The organism is Pandoraea commovens, assembly GCF_024704525.1.
GTDB lineage: Bacteria > Pseudomonadota > Gammaproteobacteria > Burkholderiales > Burkholderiaceae > Pandoraea > Pandoraea commovens.
In genome coordinates this window covers 4,795,512-4,814,514 of the sequence record NZ_CP102780.1, presented here as the reverse complement: position 1 = coordinate 4,814,514, position 19,003 = coordinate 4,795,512, and the positions used below count along the sequence as shown (strand labels likewise).

General features: G+C 63.9%; 17 protein-coding genes. 6 read left to right on the top strand and 11 right to left on the bottom strand.

Annotation, left to right across the window (positions count from 1 at the left end; all coding sequences use genetic code 11):
* Positions 1 to 27: 27 nt before the first annotated feature.
* The 3 genes from NTU39_RS21590 (at position 28) to ubiA (ending at position 3,404) form a co-directional block, all read left to right on the top strand.
* The gene (locus tag NTU39_RS21590; RefSeq protein ID WP_257958534.1) at positions 28 to 867 is read left to right on the top strand and encodes an FTR1 family iron permease; all 840 of its coding nucleotides are present in this window, start codon (positions 28 to 30) and stop codon (positions 865 to 867) included.
* 159 nt (positions 868 to 1,026) lie between these two features.
* The gene (locus NTU39_RS21585; protein ID WP_174984655.1) at positions 1,027 to 2,421 is read left to right on the top strand and encodes a 4Fe-4S binding protein; all 1,395 of its coding nucleotides are present in this window, start codon (positions 1,027 to 1,029) and stop codon (positions 2,419 to 2,421) included.
* Between the two features lie 116 nt (positions 2,422 to 2,537).
* Positions 2,538 to 3,404 carry a 4-hydroxybenzoate octaprenyltransferase gene (gene ubiA / locus NTU39_RS21580; RefSeq protein ID WP_150664436.1) on the top strand — a complete coding sequence of 289 codons (867 nt, stop codon included), beginning with the start codon at positions 2,538 to 2,540 and terminating at the stop codon, positions 3,402 to 3,404.
* Positions 3,405 to 3,501: 97 nt separating this feature from the next.
* Here the strand turns inward: ubiA and NTU39_RS21575 are convergent, their stop codons facing one another.
* The 3 genes from NTU39_RS21575 to NTU39_RS21565 form a co-directional block, all read right to left on the bottom strand.
* Positions 3,502 to 4,470 carry an N-acetylmuramoyl-L-alanine amidase gene (locus NTU39_RS21575; RefSeq protein WP_150664435.1) on the bottom strand — a complete coding sequence of 323 codons (969 nt, stop codon included), beginning with the start codon at positions 4,468 to 4,470 and terminating at the stop codon, positions 3,502 to 3,504.
* Positions 4,471 to 4,641: 171 nt separating this feature from the next.
* Entirely contained in the window at positions 4,642 to 5,454 is an 813-nt protein-coding gene (proC, locus tag NTU39_RS21570; protein WP_046293025.1) for a pyrroline-5-carboxylate reductase, read from the bottom strand.
* Positions 5,455 to 5,520: 66 nt separating this feature from the next.
* Entirely contained in the window at positions 5,521 to 6,234 is a 714-nt protein-coding gene (locus NTU39_RS21565) for a YggS family pyridoxal phosphate-dependent enzyme (protein WP_150664434.1), read from the bottom strand.
* Positions 6,235 to 6,455: 221 nt separating this feature from the next.
* Here NTU39_RS21565 and NTU39_RS21560 point away from each other — a divergent pair, with 221 nt between their 5' ends.
* Positions 6,456 to 6,953, top strand: a complete 498-nt coding sequence (locus tag NTU39_RS21560; protein ID WP_257958532.1) for a glutathione peroxidase — start codon at positions 6,456 to 6,458, stop codon at positions 6,951 to 6,953.
* A gap of 69 nt (positions 6,954 to 7,022) precedes the next feature.
* Here the strand turns inward: NTU39_RS21560 and NTU39_RS21555 are convergent, their stop codons facing one another.
* Complete coding sequence (locus NTU39_RS21555) at positions 7,023 to 7,385, bottom strand: hypothetical protein (protein ID WP_257958531.1); 363 nt, start codon at positions 7,383 to 7,385, stop codon at positions 7,023 to 7,025.
* A gap of 233 nt (positions 7,386 to 7,618) precedes the next feature.
* Between NTU39_RS21555 and NTU39_RS21550 the strand changes: the two genes are divergently transcribed.
* Complete coding sequence (locus NTU39_RS21550) at positions 7,619 to 9,145, top strand: aminotransferase-like domain-containing protein (RefSeq protein ID WP_257958530.1); 1,527 nt, start codon at positions 7,619 to 7,621, stop codon at positions 9,143 to 9,145.
* 22 nt (positions 9,146 to 9,167) lie between these two features.
* Here the strand turns inward: NTU39_RS21550 and glcE are convergent, their stop codons facing one another.
* From glcE to NTU39_RS21530, 4 genes are read right to left on the bottom strand one after another with little or no spacing between them, the layout of a single operon-like run.
* Entirely contained in the window at positions 9,168 to 10,250 is a 1,083-nt protein-coding gene (gene glcE, locus NTU39_RS21545) for a glycolate oxidase subunit GlcE (protein WP_257958529.1), read from the bottom strand.
* Entirely contained in the window at positions 10,250 to 11,119 is an 870-nt protein-coding gene (locus NTU39_RS21540) for an ion transporter (protein ID WP_150664430.1), read from the bottom strand. Before NTU39_RS21540 ends, glcE begins: the two co-directional genes overlap by 1 nt.
* 1 nt (position 11,120) lies before the next feature.
* Positions 11,121 to 12,665: an FAD-linked oxidase C-terminal domain-containing protein gene (locus tag NTU39_RS21535; protein ID WP_257958528.1), complete on the bottom strand. Its 1,545-nt coding sequence runs from the start codon at positions 12,663 to 12,665 to the stop codon at positions 11,121 to 11,123.
* A gap of 7 nt (positions 12,666 to 12,672) precedes the next feature.
* Positions 12,673 to 14,094 carry an FAD-binding oxidoreductase gene (locus NTU39_RS21530; protein WP_150664429.1) on the bottom strand — a complete coding sequence of 474 codons (1,422 nt, stop codon included), beginning with the start codon at positions 14,092 to 14,094 and terminating at the stop codon, positions 12,673 to 12,675.
* Positions 14,095 to 14,401: 307 nt separating this feature from the next.
* Between NTU39_RS21530 and NTU39_RS21525 the strand changes: the two genes are divergently transcribed.
* The gene (locus NTU39_RS21525; protein WP_233327697.1) at positions 14,402 to 14,965 is read left to right on the top strand and encodes a cob(I)yrinic acid a,c-diamide adenosyltransferase; all 564 of its coding nucleotides are present in this window, start codon (positions 14,402 to 14,404) and stop codon (positions 14,963 to 14,965) included.
* A 108-nt stretch (positions 14,966 to 15,073) separates the two neighbouring features.
* Here the strand turns inward: NTU39_RS21525 and aroG are convergent, their stop codons facing one another.
* The 3 genes from aroG to NTU39_RS21510 all read right to left on the bottom strand — a co-directional run bounded on the left by aroG (position 15,074) and on the right by NTU39_RS21510 (position 19,002).
* On the bottom strand, positions 15,074 to 16,147 hold the full coding sequence (aroG, locus tag NTU39_RS21520; RefSeq protein WP_150664427.1) for a 3-deoxy-7-phosphoheptulonate synthase AroG: 1,074 nt from the start codon (positions 16,145 to 16,147) through the stop codon (positions 15,074 to 15,076).
* Positions 16,148 to 16,579: 432 nt separating this feature from the next.
* Entirely contained in the window at positions 16,580 to 18,040 is a 1,461-nt protein-coding gene (tldD, locus tag NTU39_RS21515; RefSeq protein WP_257958526.1) for a metalloprotease TldD, read from the bottom strand.
* A 104-nt stretch (positions 18,041 to 18,144) separates the two neighbouring features.
* Positions 18,145 to 19,002 (bottom strand): carbon-nitrogen hydrolase family protein, encoded by an 858-nt coding sequence (locus tag NTU39_RS21510; RefSeq protein WP_257958525.1) that lies wholly within the window; start codon positions 19,000 to 19,002, stop codon positions 18,145 to 18,147.
* Position 19,003: the final 1 nt, after the last annotated feature.

Sequence of the window (19,003 nt, the reverse complement as noted above, 5' to 3'; positions counted from 1 at the left end):
TACACGCATTACAAAAGGAATCACACGATGGGTCAGGTCATGTTCATCGTCTGGCGCGAAAGCGTCGAGGCATTGTTGGTGGTCGGCATTCTGCATGCCTGGCTGGCCAACCCGGATCACGGTGCGAAGCGCGGCCTGCCCTATCTGTGGGCGGGGGTCGTGCTCGGCATCGCCGCAGCGGTCGGTCTGGGCGCCGCGCTCGTCGGCTTCACCGAAGTGCTTTCGGGCGACGCGCAGGATTACTTCCAGACGGCCATGGTGCTCGTGGCCTGCGTGCTGATCGTGCAGATGGTTTTCTGGATGAAGCGCAACGGGCGAACGCTCAAGCGCGACATGGAATCGTCGCTGCAGAAGAATCACGATCAGGGCACCTGGTGGGGCGTGCTGGTGCTCGTCGCGCTGGCCATTGCCCGCGAAGGCAGCGAAACCGCCATCTTCCTTTACGGTCTGGGCTTCGGTCAGGGCGGCAATGTGCCGATGTCGATGTGGCTCGCCGTGGCTATCGGTTTCGCGCTGGCGCTCGTCACGTTCTGGTTGCTGCAACTGGGCGGCAAGATCTTTTCGTGGCGACTGTTCTTCCGCGTCACCGAAATCATGCTGCTGTTCCTCGCAGCCGGTTTGCTGGAGTCGGGGCTTGATCGCCTGATCTCGCTGGAGCTTGTACCGACGTTGGTCGACCAACTGTGGGATACTTCCGCGATTCTGGATGACGCCAGCCCGTTCGGCAGCCTCGTGGCTACACTGACCGGCTATCGCGCGCATCCGTCCGGCATGAATCTGTTGGTGTATGCGGTGTATTGGCTGTTCATGTGGGTGCTGCTCAAGCGGGCAGGCGCACCGTCGGCCAAGCAGGTGAAGCCCGCGTAAGCGGGCGGTGCAAGCCGGGTGGCGATTCCGCCCGGTGATGCACGTTAGTGCACGTGAGTGCACATTGAAGCAGCACCGGACTGAACGGACACGCCGCACATGAGATCCGTCAATCCGCAAAGGTAATCCCCCTACGCAAGACCCGAGCAAGAGCTACGCATGAGCATCGCCATCACTGTCCCGAACCGACTGGCCCGACTAGGCCTCTTGATGCAACGCCACGGCAAGTTGATACGTGGCGTGCAGTGGGTCATCGTGCTGGTCTATGCGTTCCTGATCTGCGTGCCTGTCCTCATGCCGTTGCCTGACGAGACGGCGCACATCCTCAACAACCTCACCGTTTTCGCGCAGTTCACCTTCTGGGGCATCTGGTGGCCGTTCGTGCTGCTGAGCATGGTGCTGATGGGGCGCGTGTGGTGCGGTGTCCTGTGTCCGGAAGGCACACTCTCCGAATTCGCAAGCCGACACGGCCGGGGTCGCGCGATCCCGCGCTGGATGCGCTGGGGCGGCTGGCCGTTCGTCGCCTTCGCCGGGACCACGCTATATGGCCAGATGGTCAGCGTCTACCAGTATCCGAAGGCGGTGTTGCTGGTGCTCGGCGGCTCGACCATCGGCGCGATGGTGATCGGTTATTTCTACGGACGCGACAAGCGCGTGTGGTGCAAGTATCTGTGCCCGGTCAACGGCGTATTCGCACTGCTGGCGCGTCTTGCACCGTTCCACTTCAAGGTCAACGAAGACGCCTGGCGTCGGTCGTACAACACCAAGGGTCACAAGATCATCCCGATCAATTGCGCGCCGCTCGTGCCGCTGCGCAATATGAAGGGCGGTGCGCAGTGCCATATGTGCGGCCGCTGCGCCGGGCATCGCGACGCCATCGAACTCACGGGCCGCTCGCCCAGCGAAGAGATCGTGAAGTACGGCGCGACGGAGAACAACAGCGTCTGGGATAGCGTGCTGGTCAATTTCGGTCTGCTCGGTGTGGCCATCGGCGCATTCCACTGGACGGTGAACCCGTGGTTCGTCGCGACCAAGACGGAACTGGCGACGTGGCTGATCGACCGCGGCATCATGTGGCCGTTCGAGACGAATGCGCCGTGGTTCGTCTTCACCAACTACCCCGAACAGAGCGACGTTTTCAGCTGGCTCGACGGCGGCATGGTCGTGACCTACATTCTCGGCAACGGTCTCGTGCTGGGGCTGGCGTTCACGCTGATTTTCGCTCTGGCCAACCGGGCGATGGGCGCGTGGCAGACGTCGCGCTTCAATCATCTGGTGCAGTCGCTGATTCCGATTGCCGGTGCGGGCGTGTTCATCGGCTTGTCGGCGACGACGGTCAGCCTGCTGCGTGCCGAACACCTGCCGATCTACTGGGCGAACGACGTGCGCGCCACCATCCTCGCCGTGACCACGTTGTGGAGCCTGTGGCTGGGTTGGCGCGTGACCGGACGTCATGCGACGTCGATGGTGCGGCGTCTGGCGGGCATGGCCGGCATCGTGGCGGCGCTCGCGCTCGTCAACTGGCTCTGGCTGCTGATGTTCTGGATCTGGTAACGATCCGGAGCGGCTGGCGCCACCCGAACGAATCGCAGGGGCCGGAACGCCAATTGGCGAGCCTTCGGCCCGTGGCCTACAATAGCGCCACAAGTCTTCCTGTGTGACGCCCGCCCATGTTGCTCGCTCAACGTCTTCCGCTGTATTTCCGACTCGTTCGCCTCGACAAGCCGATCGGCACCGTGCTGCTGCTTTGGCCGACGCTTTGCGCACTATGGATCGCATCGAACGGACATCCCGATCCGCTACTGATCGTGATCTTCACGCTCGGCACGTTTCTGATGCGCTCGGCGGGTTGTGCCATCAACGATTACGCCGACCGCGACTTCGATAAATTCGTCAAACGTACGAAAGAGCGTCCGATTACGTCGGGACGCATTCGCGCCTGGGAAGCGGTGGCCGTGGCCGCCACGCTCGCCCTCGTGAGCTTCTTGCTGATCCTGCCGCTCAACGCTCTGACCAAGTGGATGTCGATTCCGGCATTGTTCGTGGCGGGCACGTATCCGTACACCAAGCGCTTTTTCGCGTTGCCGCAGGCCTATCTCGGCGTAGCGTTCGGCTTCGGCATTCCGATGGCGTTCGCTGCCGTGCAGGATCAGGTGCCGGTGCTCGCATGGGTGCTGCTGCTCTCGAACGTGTTCTGGTCGCTCGCTTACGACACGGAATATGCGATGGTCGATCGCGACGACGATCTGAAGATCGGCATCAAGACGTCGGCCATCACGTTCGGACGCTTCGACGTGATCGCCGTCATGCTCTGCTACGTGGGCGCGCTGGGCATTCAGGCAGGCGTGGGCGTGTACCTCGGCTTTGGCTGGCCGTTCTGGCTGGGCATGGCGGTTGCCGTCAGCTTCGCCATCTATCACTACTTCCTCATTCGTGGCCGCGAGCGCATGCCTTGCTTCGCCGCGTTCCGTCACAACAACTGGCTCGGTGCGGCGGTCTTTGCCGGTATCGCCGGGCACTATTTGCTGACGGCGTAAGCCATCCGGTCGGCGCGAGAATGAAAACGGCGCGTGATTCGCCGTTTTCATGTCTCGTTCTCGTTCCTCGTTCTTCGCATCGCGATCTCACGCGGTGTCACGCGGCTTCGCGCGCTCCCGCCTCGCACGGTCTGGGCCGGTTTCGATACTTCTCGAGCAGTGCGTCGAGTACCGCCACCGTTGGCGGATCGGGTTCCCCATCGTAGCGCGCCGACGCGCAGAAATGCATCTGGAACGACTCGATCACGTTGCGCGTTGCCGTGTCCAGCTCACCGGTTTGCGGCGTGTCATAGCCGTACTCTCGCAACTTGGCCTGTAGTGCAGCGATGTTCCCGGTAAACGGTCGGCGTCCCACATACCAGTCCACTGTGTCGGCGTCCGGCCACGCGCCGATGCCGTACTTTACGTGCAGATCCTTCCACGGAAACAAAGGGCCGGGATCGGTCTTGCGTCCCGGGGCAATGTCGGCGTGTCCGACGATCCGATCCGGTGCGATCTGATAGCGCCGCACGATATTCGCGACCAGTTCCGCGACGACGGCCACCTGGGCCTCCGGATATTCGTACCATTGCCGTCGCTCGAGTGGCGTTCGGTTATCGCTTGCCGGGAACCCCGGATTGACGATTTCGACGCCAATCGAGGAACCATTGAGCAGGCGCTCCCCCAACCACCAACTCACCCCCGCGTGGTGAGCGAGATGCGATTCCGGGACGAGATTAAAGACGGTAAAGCGACCGTCTTCACCCGCGGCGTCCGGGACAAGGTAATGCGAACTCACGGCGACCTTTCGATTGGGGTCGGTCAGGATTTCCAGCGCCCGGGCCAGATTCACCGCGGTGTAGTGCAGCACCAGCGTACGGATGCGAGGCGCTTGATTGGGCGAAGCGATCGACGTATCGATGTTGTAGCTCGACGGCGTGCAAGGGAGGGAGCCGCTGGCATGCAGCGTCCATGGAGATGCGGTAAGCGCGGCGGAGATGGCCGTCGCCCCGGTGAGGAATTTGCGGCGTGGGGACGGTACGGACGTCTCAAACGTGTCGTCCGGCGTCTGTCGAAAGTGAGGCATTGGCCTTCGGCATGACGTTGTGACGCTGGCAGTGTGGCCGTCGTCCCAGGCCGAAGACTTCTAGAAAACGCTCACGCCGGTATCGCGTTGTGCGATACCGGCGTGCGGATCGTACTCAGGCGACGCTGAGATGGCCACGCGGCCCATCGCAGGTACATCGCCTGCATGCCATCAGGCATCGCCCAGTTCGTCGCCGAGTTCCTTGGCGCGGGCGTTGGCGGCCTTCACGCCGCGTACGATGGCGGCCTTGATTGCGTCATTCTCGAACGAGGTGAGGGCTGCGAAGGTGGTGCCGCCCTTGGACGTCACGCGCTCACGCAGCACGCTGGCCGGTTCGGTGGAGTCGGCCGCGAGTTGCGACGCGCCCGTGAACGTCGCGATGGCAAGCTGACGACCCTGCTCGGGCGTGAAGCCCAGCTCGTGCGCCGCCTGCTCCAGCGCTTCGATGAAATAGAACACGTAGGCCGGGCCGCTGCCGGAGATGGCAGTGACGGCGTCGAGCTGGCTCTCCTTGTCGACCCACACGATTTCACCAGCGGCGCTCAGCACGCTTTCCGCACGCTTGCGCTGATCCGAATCCACGCCGGAGAGCGCGATTAGACCGGTGATGCCTTTGCCGATCAGCGCAGGCGTGTTCGGCATGCAGCGCACGATCTGGTTGTGGCCGCCGAGCCAGCGGGCCAGATCGGACGCGCGGATGCCCGCTGCGATGCTGATGACCAACTGGCCGTTCAGATGCGGCTGAAGCGCTTGTGCGACATCCTTGAGCACTTGCGGTTTGACGGCCAGTACGAGCGTGTCGAAGTCGCGCAGGCGGTCGTTCGGCGCGCTGGCGGTGTCGATGCCGTGCTGCTTGACCAGGCCCTCACGGGTCGATTCGTTGACGTCGATCGCGAGAATGTCGCGCGGTGCCGTGCCGCGCTTGACGAGTCCGCCGATCAGGGCATTGGCCATGTTGCCGCCGCCGATGAATGCAATTCTCATAACCATCCTTTGCGTTGCGTATGTCGTTGCGTGTAGTTCGTTGCTGCTGTGTTCGCGCCTCGCGTTTCAGGCCCGTGAGCCGTAATCGCGTGCGCCGAAAATCGCGGTGCCGATGCGCACCATTGTCGCACCCTCTGCCACGGCCGCTTCGAGGTCGCCCGACATGCCCATCGAAAGTGTGTCGAGCGCCAGACCCTCTGCGCGCAGGGTGTCGAAGAGTTCGTGCACCGCTTTGAATGGCTCGCGCTGACGCGATGGATCGTCTTCCGGTTCCGGAATCGCCATCAGGCCGCGCAGCGTGAGATTCGGCAGTGCCGCGATGGCGCGCGCGACAGCGGGCACCTCGTCGGGCGTCACGCCGCTCTTGCTCGCTTCGCCGCTGATGTTGACCTGAAGACAGACCTGCAATGGCGGCAGATCCGCCGGGCGTTGCGCACTCAGGCGTTCGGCAATCTTAAGCCGGTCGACGGAGTGGACCCAGTCGAAATGCTCTGCCACCGGACGCGTCTTGTTGCTTTGCAGCGGCCCGATGAAATGCCATTCCAGTGGTTCGCCTTCGACGCGGGCGTCGTCCGTCGCCGCGATCTTGTCGAGGGCTTCCTGCACGTAGTTCTCACCGAACGCCCGCTGACCGGCGGCGACCGCTTCGCGCACGGCATCCGCGCCGAACGTCTTCGAGACAGCAAGCAGACGCACGCTGCCTGCCGGTCGTCCGGCATCGGCGGTCGCGCGGGAAATCCGGGAGAGGACGTCGTCGAGATGTGCTGCGATGGTCGACATAAGACAAGTTCGGCGGGTTCGGCAGATTCTTCGGCAGGATCGGCGGGATCGGGGTTGAGCGAACGATTATAGCCGTGCACGCACCTGAGGTGCTACCCGGCAAATAACTAGGTGCTACCCGTGGCGGGTGTCCGACAAAAGCGCGAGGCAGACGCGCTGAGCGCCCGCCGGACCGGCGTTGTGGCAGACTGCGCGGTGCCAACATCCAAAGGGAGACGCCGATGAGCGCCCAACCGCAGCGCGTGTACGATTTTTCCGTCCAGACGCTCGCCGGCGAGTCCGTGAGCCTGTCGCAATATCGCGGCAAGGTCCTGCTGATCGTGAATACGGCCAGCGAATGCGGCTTTACGCCGCAATACGCCGGTCTTCAGACGCTCTACGAGCAACTCGGCCCGCGCGGCTTCGAGGTGCTGGCGTTCCCGTGCAACCAGTTCGGCAAACAGGAGCCCGGCGACGCGCAGGCGATTCGCAGCTTCTGCGATCTGCGCTTTCATGTGAGCTTTCCGATGTTCGCCAAGGTCGACGTCAAGGGCCCTCAGGCAGCGCCGCTCTACGACTATCTGACGCAGGAAAAGCGCGGCTTGCTCGGAACGAAGGCGATCAAGTGGAATTTCACCAAGTTTCTCGTCGACGCGTCGGGCAATGTGATCGAGCGCTATGCGCCGACCGCCAAGCCCGAAGCGATTCGTGCCGACATTGAGAGGTTGCTACCGGCTTGAGCCGTCGTTGGCCGAATCTGCCTGTCGACGCAGCGTTTGTCGGGGAACGGCCGGTCGCTCGCCGAGGATTTACCGGAAATGAAGTCCAAACCGCCAGAACAGGCGTTCGAGACGTCCTGCCAACTGCCGTCCCGGTGCAACGCCGGACGGTGACGCCGCCACTTCTTCCCGGCATGCGACTCGCGCGCCCACATCGCTCGCGAGCGTGATCCAGCCGCCGGTCTCCGTGACAAAGACGTGGCCCGCTGCCAGCGAGACATCGGTGCGCCAGACACTATTGGCCAGCCAGCGCGACGCCGGTGTGAGCACCACCCGCCCTTGCCCGACGTGCAGCACCGTGCCCTGGCTCACGTATCCGTGAAACGACTGGCCCGGCGCGAGCGTGACGTCGATGGGCAGAGGGTGCTGAGATGTGGAAGAGGGCTTGGCCATGATGGACTCCGGTGCAGTGAACAGACGACTACAGCGTATCGGCCGCGCCGCCGCCCCGGTAGGCACACAGTCCGGCTGTTTCGCCCGTAACAGATGGGCGTGAGGCAATCTGTTACGATCCCGAATCAGTAAATCTGTATCTGTTCTGGTGGTGCCTGATGCCGGATCATCTGCGCATGGACGCCGCCCGCTCAAACCTCTCCGACCCTTCTGTCTCCGACGAGACACCTGCCATGTCTTTGACGTCAGTTGCCCCGACGCCTGGCCTGACGCCCGCGTCGACACCTGAATCGACAGCGCCGTCTGCCGCCGCCGAAGAGCGCACGCCCCTCTACCGCCAACTGGCCGATCACTACCGTCACGCCATCGAAGCGGGCACGCTTGCCCCGGGCGCGCGCATGCCCAGCGTGCGTGCGCTCATGGAGCGCCATCAGGTCAGCCTGTCGACGGCGTTGCAGACGTGTCGTCACCTCGAAGCGCTGGGCTTGCTCGAAGCGCGTCCGCGTTCCGGCTACTTCGTGCGCACGCCCGCACGGGCGAGTGTCGTGCCGGTGGCTGAGCCGCGTCCTTGGGTGCCTGACCTGATGCAGTATGTGGGGATTAATCAGCGCGTGTCGTCGATCCTCGCGCGCGGTCTCCAGGCAGACGTCAAAGTCAATCTCGCGGTCGCGCACGGCTCGCCGTCTCTGTATCCGGTGAACGAACTACGGCAGGCGACCATGCGGGCGCTGCGCGATCACCCGTTGCTCTACGGCACCCCGCCGCCGGGCGGCGGCGAAGCGCGTTTCCGTTCGGCGATTGCCCGTCGGGCGCTCGAAGCGCGTATGAACATCAATCCGGAAGAGATCGTCGTCACGCACGGTTGCATCGAGGCGATCAACCTGGCGCTGCGCGCTGTGGCGAGTGCGGGCGATGTCGTCGCGGTCGAATCGCCCACGTACTACGCGCTGTTGCAGACGCTGGAGAGCATGGGCATCCGGGTGCTGGAGATTCCAACGAGTCCGCAAACCGGGATTTCGCTCGACGCATTGGAGCTGGCCAGTCAGACCTACGACAACATCAAGGCCGTGATTGTCGTGCCGCATTTCCAGAACCCGCTCGGTTCCGTCATGCCAGACGCGCACAAGGCGCAACTGGTGAAGTGGGCCGAATCGCGCGGTATCGCCATCATCGAAGACGACACCTACTCGTCGCTCGGCGACGACGGCAACATTCCCGCCGCGATTCGCTCATGGGACACGACGGGCAACGTGATTCACTGCGCGTCGCTGCACAAGACGCTCGCGCCCGGCATGCGTCTGGGCTGGATCGCCGGTGGCAAATGGCAGTGGCGGGTGGAGATGCTGAAGTACGCGCAGACGCGTCCGAACGAAGCGCTGGCGCAGATCGCGATGGGCGAATTCATGGATTCGCCGCGTTTCGACCGTCATTTGCGACGCCTGCGCGTGCAGTTGCGCGAACACCGCGGGGCGATGGCCGAAGCAATCGCCACGTACTTCCCCGCGGGCACTCGTCTGACGCAACCCGCCGGTGGCCTGAGTCTGTGGGTGGAAATGCCGGGGAGTGTGAGTTCCGAAAAGCTGTTCGACGCGGCGCTGGCGAAAGGCATTCGCGTCGCGCCGGGCAGCCTCTTTTCCAACTCGTCGCGCTATGACAACTTCTTGCGCATCAACGGCGGACAACCGTTCACGCGCGACGTCGACCGCGCCGTACGCACACTGGCATCCGAAGTCATTCGACTGCTGGACGCCACTGGCTGACGCGACCGAACGACTGAGCCTGTCAGAACTCGGGGTACATCCGTCCCGGATTGAAGATGCCAGCGGGATCGAACACGGCTTTCAGATTCCGATGGATGCGCATCACCGGTGCGGGCAGCGGCGTGAAGACACTCACGCCCGGCTCGCCGTAGCGGAACAGCGTGGCGTGTCCGCCATCCTGACGCGCGGCCGAGCGCACGATTTGCGCGTCGGCGTCCGTAATCCACCAGCGCTGCGCGCCGCCCCACTCGATGAGTTGCTTGCCGGGCAGACGGTGAGGTTCCGCTGTCGACGGCACCGCCAGACGCCACAAGGCTTGTCCGGGGCCCGCATCGGCAAAGAAGTTGTCGGTCTGCTCGCGAATGGCGTGCCAGAACTTCGCTGCATGAATGGCGTCGACCAGTTCGCCGCCCATCTTCACGCGCGCCGCCTTGATCGCTGCCGATGCCCCCGCCAGTCGAATCACCAGCAGATCGCTGCGCCACGCGCTGCCCGTGATCGGCAACGGCTGACCGCCCCATTCGTTGAGCTTGCGCACCGCGTCGATGGCGTTCATCTCGAATTGCAGCGTGAGTTCCGCGAACGGCTGCGGCAACACCTTCAGCGACACTTCCAGAATCAAGCCCAGCGTGCCGAGCGAGCCGGCGAGCATGCGTGAGACGTCGTAACCGGCGACGTTCTTCATGACCTGTCCGCCGAAATTCAGCACATGCCCGCGGCCGTCCATCAGCTTCGCGCCGAGCACGAAATCGCGCACCGACCCGACAGCGCTGCGACGCGGCCCCGCAAGCCCGGCGGCGACGGCCCCGCCAATGGTCGCGCCCGGGCCGAAGTAGGGCGGCTCGAACGGCAGCAACTGGTTGCGCTCGGCAAGCGCGGCTTCGATCTCGGCCAGCGAGGTGCCGCAACGCGCGGTGATGACCAACTCGGACGGGTCGTACGCGACGATGCCGCTGTAAGCACGCGTGTCGAGGACTTCACCGACGCGCTGCTGGCCGTACCAGGCTTTGGTGCCGCCGCCGCGAAGCTGGAGCGGTGCGCGGCGCGCGGTGGCGTGTTCGATGACGGCGCGGAATTGCTCGATGGTGTCGGTCGTGTCGGTCATCAGCTCGGTTCGGGCGGCGGGGTGGAGTCGGTCTGGTAAGGCCCGAGTTCGCTGCCGCAATGCTTGCAGAAGCGTGCGTCGGGGTCGTGTCCTTCGGTCTGGCACTGGCGGCAGGTGCGCGTAGTCACGGTCGTACGGCGCATGGCCAAATGAATCTCGGCGCCCATGATGCCGGTGGGAATCGCGATCACGCTATAGCCGAGCAGCATTACGAAACCGGTGATCGCCTTGCCCAGTCCGGTGACGGGCACGACATCGCCGTAGCCGGTCGTCGTCAACGTCACAATCGCCCAGTAGATGCCGACCGGAATGCTGGTGAAGCCGTGTTCGGGGCCTTCGATGATATGCATGAGCGTGCCGAAGATCACCACGATGATCGAGATGAACCCGAGAAACACGAGGATCTTGCGACGCGCGTTGTACAGCGCAATGCTCAGCACGCCCGCCTCGTTCACGTAGGCCGTGAGCTTCAGAATCCGGAAAGCGCGCATCAGTCGCAGCAGACGCACGTCGATCAGCCCATGCAGCTCCGGCACGAGAATCGCGAGATAGGTCGGCAGGATGGCGAGCAGATCGATGAGACCGTAGAACGACAGCGCGTAGCGCATCGGCCGGTGCGCGCTGATCAGTCGCGCAATGTACTCGGCCGTGAAGAGCAGCGTGAAGAACCATTCGAGAATGGCCATCGGCAGCGGCATCGTGGCCTGCACTGCCGGGACGCTGGACACCACGACCGTGAGCACCGACAGCACGATGGCGATCAGCAGGGCGATGTCGAACAGCCGGCCTTCGCGCGTGTCGGCTTCGAAAATGATGATGTAAAGACGCTGCCGCCAATCGTGCGGCAGCCACTCCGACAGCGGACGCATGTCAGAACCTCGGCAGATCGGGGTGCGGCAGCAGACCGCCGCGCACGTGCTGCTTGCCGTATTCGGCACAGCGCGCACGCGTGGGAATGCCCTTGTCCGGATTGAGCAGCCCGACCGGATCGAACGCGCGCTTCACGCCGAAGAACGCATCGCGTTCCTGCGCCGAGAACTGCACGCACATCGAGTTGATCTTCTCGATGCCCACGCCGTGTTCGCCCGTGATCGTGCCGCCGAGTTCGACGCACGCCTCGAGAATGTCGCAACCGAACGCCTCGGCGCGGTGCCATTCGTCCAGATCGTTGCCGTTAAAAAGAATGAGTGGATGCATATTGCCGTCTCCCGCGTGAAAGACGTTAATACAGCGCAACCCATATTGTTGTTCCAAACCTTCGATGCGTTTGAGTAATGTCCCAATCGCACGGCGTGGAATCGTGCCGTCCATGCAGTAATAGTCCGGCGAGATGCGCCCGGCGGCGGGGAAGGCGTTCTTGCGCCCCGACCAGAAGCGCAGGCGTTCTTCCTCGCTGCGTGAAATCTGCAACCGCGTCGCACCCGAGGTGCGCAGCACGTGTGAGATGCGCAGGATCTCTTCGGTGACTTCTTCCGGCGTGCCATCCGATTCGCAAAGCAGGATGGCGGCGGCCTCCAGGTCGTACCCCGCGTGGACGAACTCCTCCACGGCCTGCGTGGCCGGCTTGTCCATCATCTCCAGCCCGGCAGGGATGATGCCTGCGGCGATGATCGCGGCGACGGCGTTGCCGCCGGTCTCCACGTCGTCGAAGCTCGCCATGATGACCTGCGCCGTCTGGGCTTTGGGTATCAGCTTGACGGTGATTTCGGTCACGACACCGAACATGCCTTCGCTGCCGATGAAGACCGATAGCAGATCGAGTCCGGGCGCGTCGGGGCCGAGCGAGCCGAATTCGATGGCTTCGCCCGACATGGTGATGGCGCGCACCCGCAGCACGTTATGCACCGTCAGACCGTACTTCAGGCAGTGCACGCCGCCGGAGTTTTCCGCAACATTGCCGCCGATGGTGCAGGCGATCTGCGACGACGGATCGGGCGCGTAGTAAAGCCCGTACGGGGCAGCGGCTTCCGAGATCGCGAGGTTGCGAACGCCCGGCTGCACCGTCGCCGTGCGTGCATACGGATCGACTTCGACGATTTTCTTGAACTTCGCGAGCGAGAGTACCAGGCCGTCCGAGATCGGCATCGCGCCGCCGGACAGGCTCGTGCCCGCACCGCGCGGCACCACCGGAATGCCGAGCTGGTGGCACGCCTGCAAAATGCGCTGCACCTGCGATTCGGACTCCGGCAACACGACCGCGAGCGGCACGCGGCGATACGCGGCGAGGCCGTCGCACTCGTATGGCGTGGTGTCCTCGCGGCGATGGAGGATGCAATGCGGTGGCAGGATTCTGGCGAGCGCGTCGAGCAACTGGCGCTGGCGTGCAGCCAGCGCTTCGGCGTCGACAGGCGCGATGCCCGCCGGCGTTTCACCGGACGGGGTGGGCTGGCCTTGCGGGGTCACGGGCGCGTTCATGCGGCGCTCAGCCCGCAGCACGCAACCGGAAAATCTTGCCCGGATTGAGCAGATTGTGTGGATCGAGCGATGTCTTGATCGCGCGCATGACGTCGATGGCGTCTTCGCCATGTTCCGTCACGAGGAAGCCCATCTTGTGCAGGCCGACGCCATGTTCGCCCGTGCAGGTGCCACCCATGCGGATGGCGCGCTCGACAATGCGCTGATTCAGGCGCTCGGCTTCTTCGATGTCGGCCGGTTTGTCCGGATCGATGAGAATCGCGACGTGGAAATTGCCGTCACCCACGTGGCCCACGATCGGGCACGTCAGATAGGAGCCTTTGAGGTCTTCTTCCGTCTCGCCGACGCACTCGGCCAGACGCGAGATCGGCACGCAGACGTCCGTCGTCACCGCACGGCTGCCCGGCTGAAGCTGGAGCATCGCGAAGTAGGCGCTATGGCGCGCACTCCACAAACGGTTGCGGTCTTCGGTGCGCGTGGCCCACTCGAAACCGGTGCCGCCGTTGTCCTTGGCCAGTTCCTCGACCGTCTGCGCCTGTTCCTGCACGCCCGCTTCGCTGCCGTGGAATTCGAAGAACAACGTCTGCGTTTCCGGCAAGTCCAGCTTGGAGTGCTTGTTGATGGCACGCACGGCCAGCGCGTCGACGAATTCGACGCGTGCGACCGGCACGCCCAGCTGGATCGTCTGGATGGTGCAGTTCACGGCGTCCGTCATGCTCGGGAACGAGCAGATCGCGGCCGAGACGGCTTCGGGCTGCGGGTACAGTCGCACCGTGGCTTCGGTGATGATGCCCAGCGTGCCTTCACTGCCCACGAACAGGCGCGTGAGGTCGTAGCCAGCCGACGACTTGCGGGCGCGCGTGCCGGTGTGGATGATGCGGCCGTCGGCGAGCACCACGGTCAGGGCCAGCACGTTCTCGCGCATTGTGCCGTACCGCACGGCGTTGGTGCCCGAGGCACGCGTGGCGCACATGCCGCCGATGCTGGCGTCAGCGCCCGGATCGATCGGGAAGAACAGGCCCGTGTCGCGCAGCGCTTCGTTCAGTGCCTTGCGCGAAATGCCGGGCTGCGTGGTGACGGTCAGGTCCTCGGCGTTGATCGAAACGATCTGGTTCATCTCCGACAGATCGAGCGATAAACCGCCTTCGACCGCGAGCAGATGACCTTCGAGCGACGAACCCGCGCCGTAGGGGATGATAGGGACGTTGTGTTTCGCGCAGAGCTTGACGATCTGCGAGACCTCTTCCGTGCTGTGCGCGAAGGCGACCGCATCGGGCAACATCGGGTCGAACGGAGACTCGTCCCGGCCGTGATGTTCGCGCAGCGCTTCCTTGGTGCTCACGCGCTCGCCCAGCAGGGCTTGCAACTCGGTGAGCAGGGCGTCGGGGAACGGACGCTTTGCGGCGAACGGCAGATGGGGATGATTCACGGCTTTCTCCTTCGGGTCTCCGGGCCGCCACGGCCGGTGGGCGCAGGCGGACACCATATCGGGCGGGGTCTCGGGCGCGCGGTGCACGCCCTGACACCTCATGAGCGGGGATTTTACGCTGTGACGGCGTTTTTCCCCACACTTTGCGTCATATCATACGGACTTGCCGTATCTGAGTGCCATCGGAATTGCCTGAAAAATGGGCAGGCGATGGCTGTGCGGTCAATTTCAATCAAAAAGGCAGGTCGTCCGGTGCCCGAACAGGGGCCGGCGGGCAAGATGTGCCGCAAGGGGTAGGTGTCAGAAGATGGGGAATCGTTTGAGCAAGATCGTCACGCGTACCGGTGACGGTGGCAAGACCGGCCTGGGCGACGGCGCACGCGTCGACAAGTTCAGCCTGCGGATCGTCGCCATTGGCGAGATCGATGAGACCAATTCGCATATCGGCGTGCTGCTGTGCGAGGACCTGCCGCAGGACGTGCGGGCCATGCTGCTCGATATTCAGCACGACCTGTTCGATCTCGGTGGCGAACTGAGCATGCCCCGTCACACATTGCTGACGGATGCTCAGGTAGCCAAGCTCGACGAGTGGCTGGCGCACTACAACGCCGATCTGCCGCCGCTCAAGGAGTTCATTCTGCCGGGCGGCACGCGCGCCGCAGCACTTGCGCACGTGGTGCGCACGGTGTCGCGCCGAGCCGAGCGGGCGATGGTGGCGCTGGGGGCCGACGAGACCGTCGCACCCGCCCCGCGTCAATACGTCAATCGTTTGTCGGACCTGATGTTCGTGCTCGCCCGTGTACTCAACCGTGCAGGTGGCGGCAGCGACGTGCTCTGGCAGCGTGAGCGTACGACGGGCGAAGCCGAGTAAGAGCGCCGGGAACTCACGTCACTGACGGCGAGCGCAGGATGCAAAAAGGGCGACCGATGGTTCATCGGCCGCCCTTCGCTTGCTTACGTCTTCGCTGACTGATGTCGATCAGTTGCCAGCGCCGCGTGCCACGCGGCGGGCGCGCACGGCGTCGGCCAGCGTGTCGAGCACCTTCAGGCTGTCTTCCCAGTTGATGCAGGCGTCGGTAATGCTCTGACCGTAGGTCAGTTCCTTGCCCGGCACATGGTCCTGACGACCGGCAACGAGGTGCGACTCGACCATCACGCCGATGATGCGATCGTCGCCACCGGCGATCTGGCGGGCGATGTCGTCGCACACCGGGATCTGGTTCTCGTGTTTCTTCTGGCTGTTGGCGTGCGATGCGTCGATCATCACGCGCGCGGCCAGACCTTGCTTGGCGATGTCGTCGCAGGCGATTTGCACGCTGGCGGCGTCGTAGTTCGGCGCTTTGCCGCCACGCAGGATCAGGTGGCAGTCTTCATTACCTGCCGTCGAGACGATGGCCGAGTGGCCGCCCTTCGTCACCGACAGGAAATGGTGCGGCTGCGATGCGGCCTTGATGGCGTCCACGGCGATCTTCACGTTGCCGTCGGTGCCGTTCTTGAAGCCGACCGGGCACGACAGGCCCGACGCGAGTTCGCGGTGCACCTGCGATTCAGTGGTGCGTGCGCCGATGGCACCCCACGACACGAGATCGGCGATGTACTGCGGGCTGATCATGTCGAGGTATTCCGTGCCGGCGGGCAGGCCCATCTCGTTGATCTGGGCGAGCAGTTCGCGTGCCAGACGCAGACCGTCGTTGATCTTGAAGCTGTTGTCCATGTGCGGGTCGTTGATCAGACCCTTCCAGCCCACCGTCGTGCGCGGCTTTTCGAAGTACACGCGCATCACGATTTCCAGCTCGCCCTTCAGACGTTCGCGTTGCTCGACCAGACGCGCCGCGTATTCCAGCGCAGCCTTCGGGTCGTGAATCGAGCACGGGCCGATGATGACGACCAAACGGTCTTCCATGCCGTGCAGCACGCGATGAATGGCGCCACGCGAGCGATGGATGAGATCCGCGCTCTTTTCCGAGCACGGGTATTCGCGGATCAGGTGCGCCGGGGGCGTCAGTTCTTTGAGTTCGCGAATACGGACATCATCGGTGTTGTGGGGAGGCATGTTTTTTCTCCTGGGCAGTTCGGACTGCGGTTCGTTTCTCGGGATTCGGGTCAAAAAAAAACCGCCAGACTCGCTGGCGGTTTTTCAGGATTCGTTCGGTGCTTACTGCTGCAACTGTCCCTCTCCATCCGCCAGCGGTGTGAGATACGCAAAAAAGTAAAAGTAAAACTTATTGGCGGTCATGAAGGATGTCTTGGACATTGCTTTGCAGGCGGTTTGCCGTGCACAGAAACAACTTTATACGCCTAATCGAATGACGCTGCAACCGCGTGGGGCCGCTGATCGGCGGGAAAACGCGCGGAATCTCCGTATTTTTGCGTGACGTTTTGCATCAAAAAATCACGTTTTTCTGAAAACATGCGAAAACGCCCGGTTTGACCCGGGCGCCTTGCTAAGCTTTACGCATTTTTTGCAGTGCGCAAACCGTGTCGATCAGGCCGTACCGCCGACCGTCATGTTTTCGATGCGCAGCGTCGGCTGGCCCACGCCCACCGGCACGCTCTGGCCTTCCTTGCCGCACACGCCCACGCCCGAGTCCAGCGACATGTCGTTGCCGATCATCGTCACGTCCTTGAGCGATTCCGGGCCGTTGCCGATGAGCGTCGCGCCCTTGACCGGGTACGTGATCTTGCCGTCCTCGATCATGTACGCCTCGGACATCGAAAACACGAACTTGCCGTTCGTGATGTCGACCTGACCGCCGCCGAAGTTCACGGCGTACAGCCCATGTTTGACCGACTTGATGATTTCCTCGGGGTCCTTGTCGCCACCGAGCATGTACGTGTTGGTCATGCGCGGCATCGGCAGTGCGGCATACGACTCGCGGCGGCCGTTGCCCGTGACCGGCATCTTCATCAGGCGCGCATTCAGGCTGTCTTGCATATAGCCCTTGAGAATGCCGTCTTCGATGAGCGTGGTGCACTGCGTCGGATTGCCTTCGTCGTCGATGTTCAGCGAGCCACGGCGGTTCGACAGCGTGCCGTCATCCACCACCGTGACGCCCTTGGCCGCCACACGCTCGCCCAGACGTCCGGAGAACGCCGACGAGCCCTTGCGGTTGAAGTCGCCTTCCAGTCCGTGGCCGATGGCTTCGTGCAGCAGCACGCCGGGCCAGCCCGGGCCGAGCACGACGGTCATCGCACCGGCCGGTGCCGGGCGGGCGTCGAGCTTGACGATGGCGCCGTCCACAGCTTCCTTGACGTACTTTTCGAGCAGGTCGTCGGTGAAGTAGGCGTAGTCGAGACGCGCACCGCCGCCGCTGTTGCCGATTTCACGACGGCCGTTGGATTCGACGATGACGGTGACGGACACGCGCACGAGCGGGCGCACGTCGGCGGCGATCACGCCGTCGCTACGGGCCACGAGAACGACGTCGTATTCACCGGCCAGACCGGCCATGACCTGCGACACGCGCGGATCGCGCGCACGGGCGAGCTTCTCGATACGTTCGAGCAGCGCGACTTTGCCGTTGGCGTCGAGCGAGGCGAGCGGATCGGACGGCAGGTACAGCCCGTGGCCGGTGGCGTTGGCCAGCTTGCTGCCGACCTTCACGCGTCCGCGTCCGGCCGTGGCGATGCTGCGCGTGGCCGCTGCGGCGTCTTTGAGCGCAATCTCGGAGATGTCGTCCGAGTACGCGAACGCGGTGCGATCGCCCACGATGGCGCGCACGCCCACGCCCTGATCGATCGAGAACGAACCCGATTTGACGATGCCTTCCTCCAGGCTCCACGCTTCGCTGCGGGTGTACTGGAAGTACAGATCGGCGTAATCCACGCGGTGCGTGAAGATGTCGCCGAGCGCGCGTTGGAGATGGCTTTCGTCGAGGCCGTACGGCGTGAGCAGCAGCTCGCGGGCCGTGGCCAGATTCTGGATGCCGGTGTCGATGATTTTCATGCGGTGTCAGGCCAAGGAAATGTATTCGGTAGATGAGGGCGAATTCGTCGAAGTCAACATGGCGAAATCAACGCGGTGCGGGGTGCAGGTGCGGGACATATCGGTCAGCCCTGCAGCACGCGGTGACGCCAGGCGGGCAGACTCTGGCGAACGCCGACCAGCCGGGCCGGATCGATCTCGCCCACGACCACGCCAGCGCCTTCCGCTTCGCGCTGGGCGACGATCTCGCCCCACGGGTCGATCAGCATGGAATGCCCCCAGGTGCGCCGCCCGTTCTCGTGGTGCCCGCCCTGCGCGGACGCCAGCACGTAGCACTGGTTTTCGACGGCCCGCGCACGCAGCAGCAATTCCCAGTGCGCACGGCCCGTGGTGTAGGTAAAGGCGGCGGGTACGACCATGAGCGTACAGTCGCCCATCGCCCGGTACAACTCGGGAAAACGCAGGTCGTAGCACACCGACAGGCCCACGCGCCCGAACGGCGCTTCAAACGTGCGTACAGCGTCGCCGGGACGAATGGTGCGCGCTTCGTCATAGGCTTCCTCGCCTTTGACGAAGTTGAACAGGTGGATCTTGTCGTAGCGCGCGGCGGTTGCGCCGTCCGGTGCGAAGACCAGCGTCGTGTTGAGCACCCGCTCAGGCTCCGGCGCGGCCAGCGGCAGCGTGCCGCCGATCAGCCAGACGCCGTAGCGGCGCGCCGTTTCCGCCAGAAAGTCCTGAATCGGACCGCTGCCCGGCGTTTCGCGCAGTGCGAGCTTGTCGGTGTCGCGCTGGCCCATGTAGCAGAAATACTCCGGCAACAGCACCAGCTCGGCCCCGGCATCTGCCGCTTCGGCCACCAGACGGGCGGCTTCGCGCAGGTTCCGGTCGACGTCGGGCGCGCTCACCATTTGCGCGGCAGCCACGCGAACGGACGCGCCGGTCGGGGCGGGCTGGACGGTTGACTTCGTATCGGGACTCGTCATG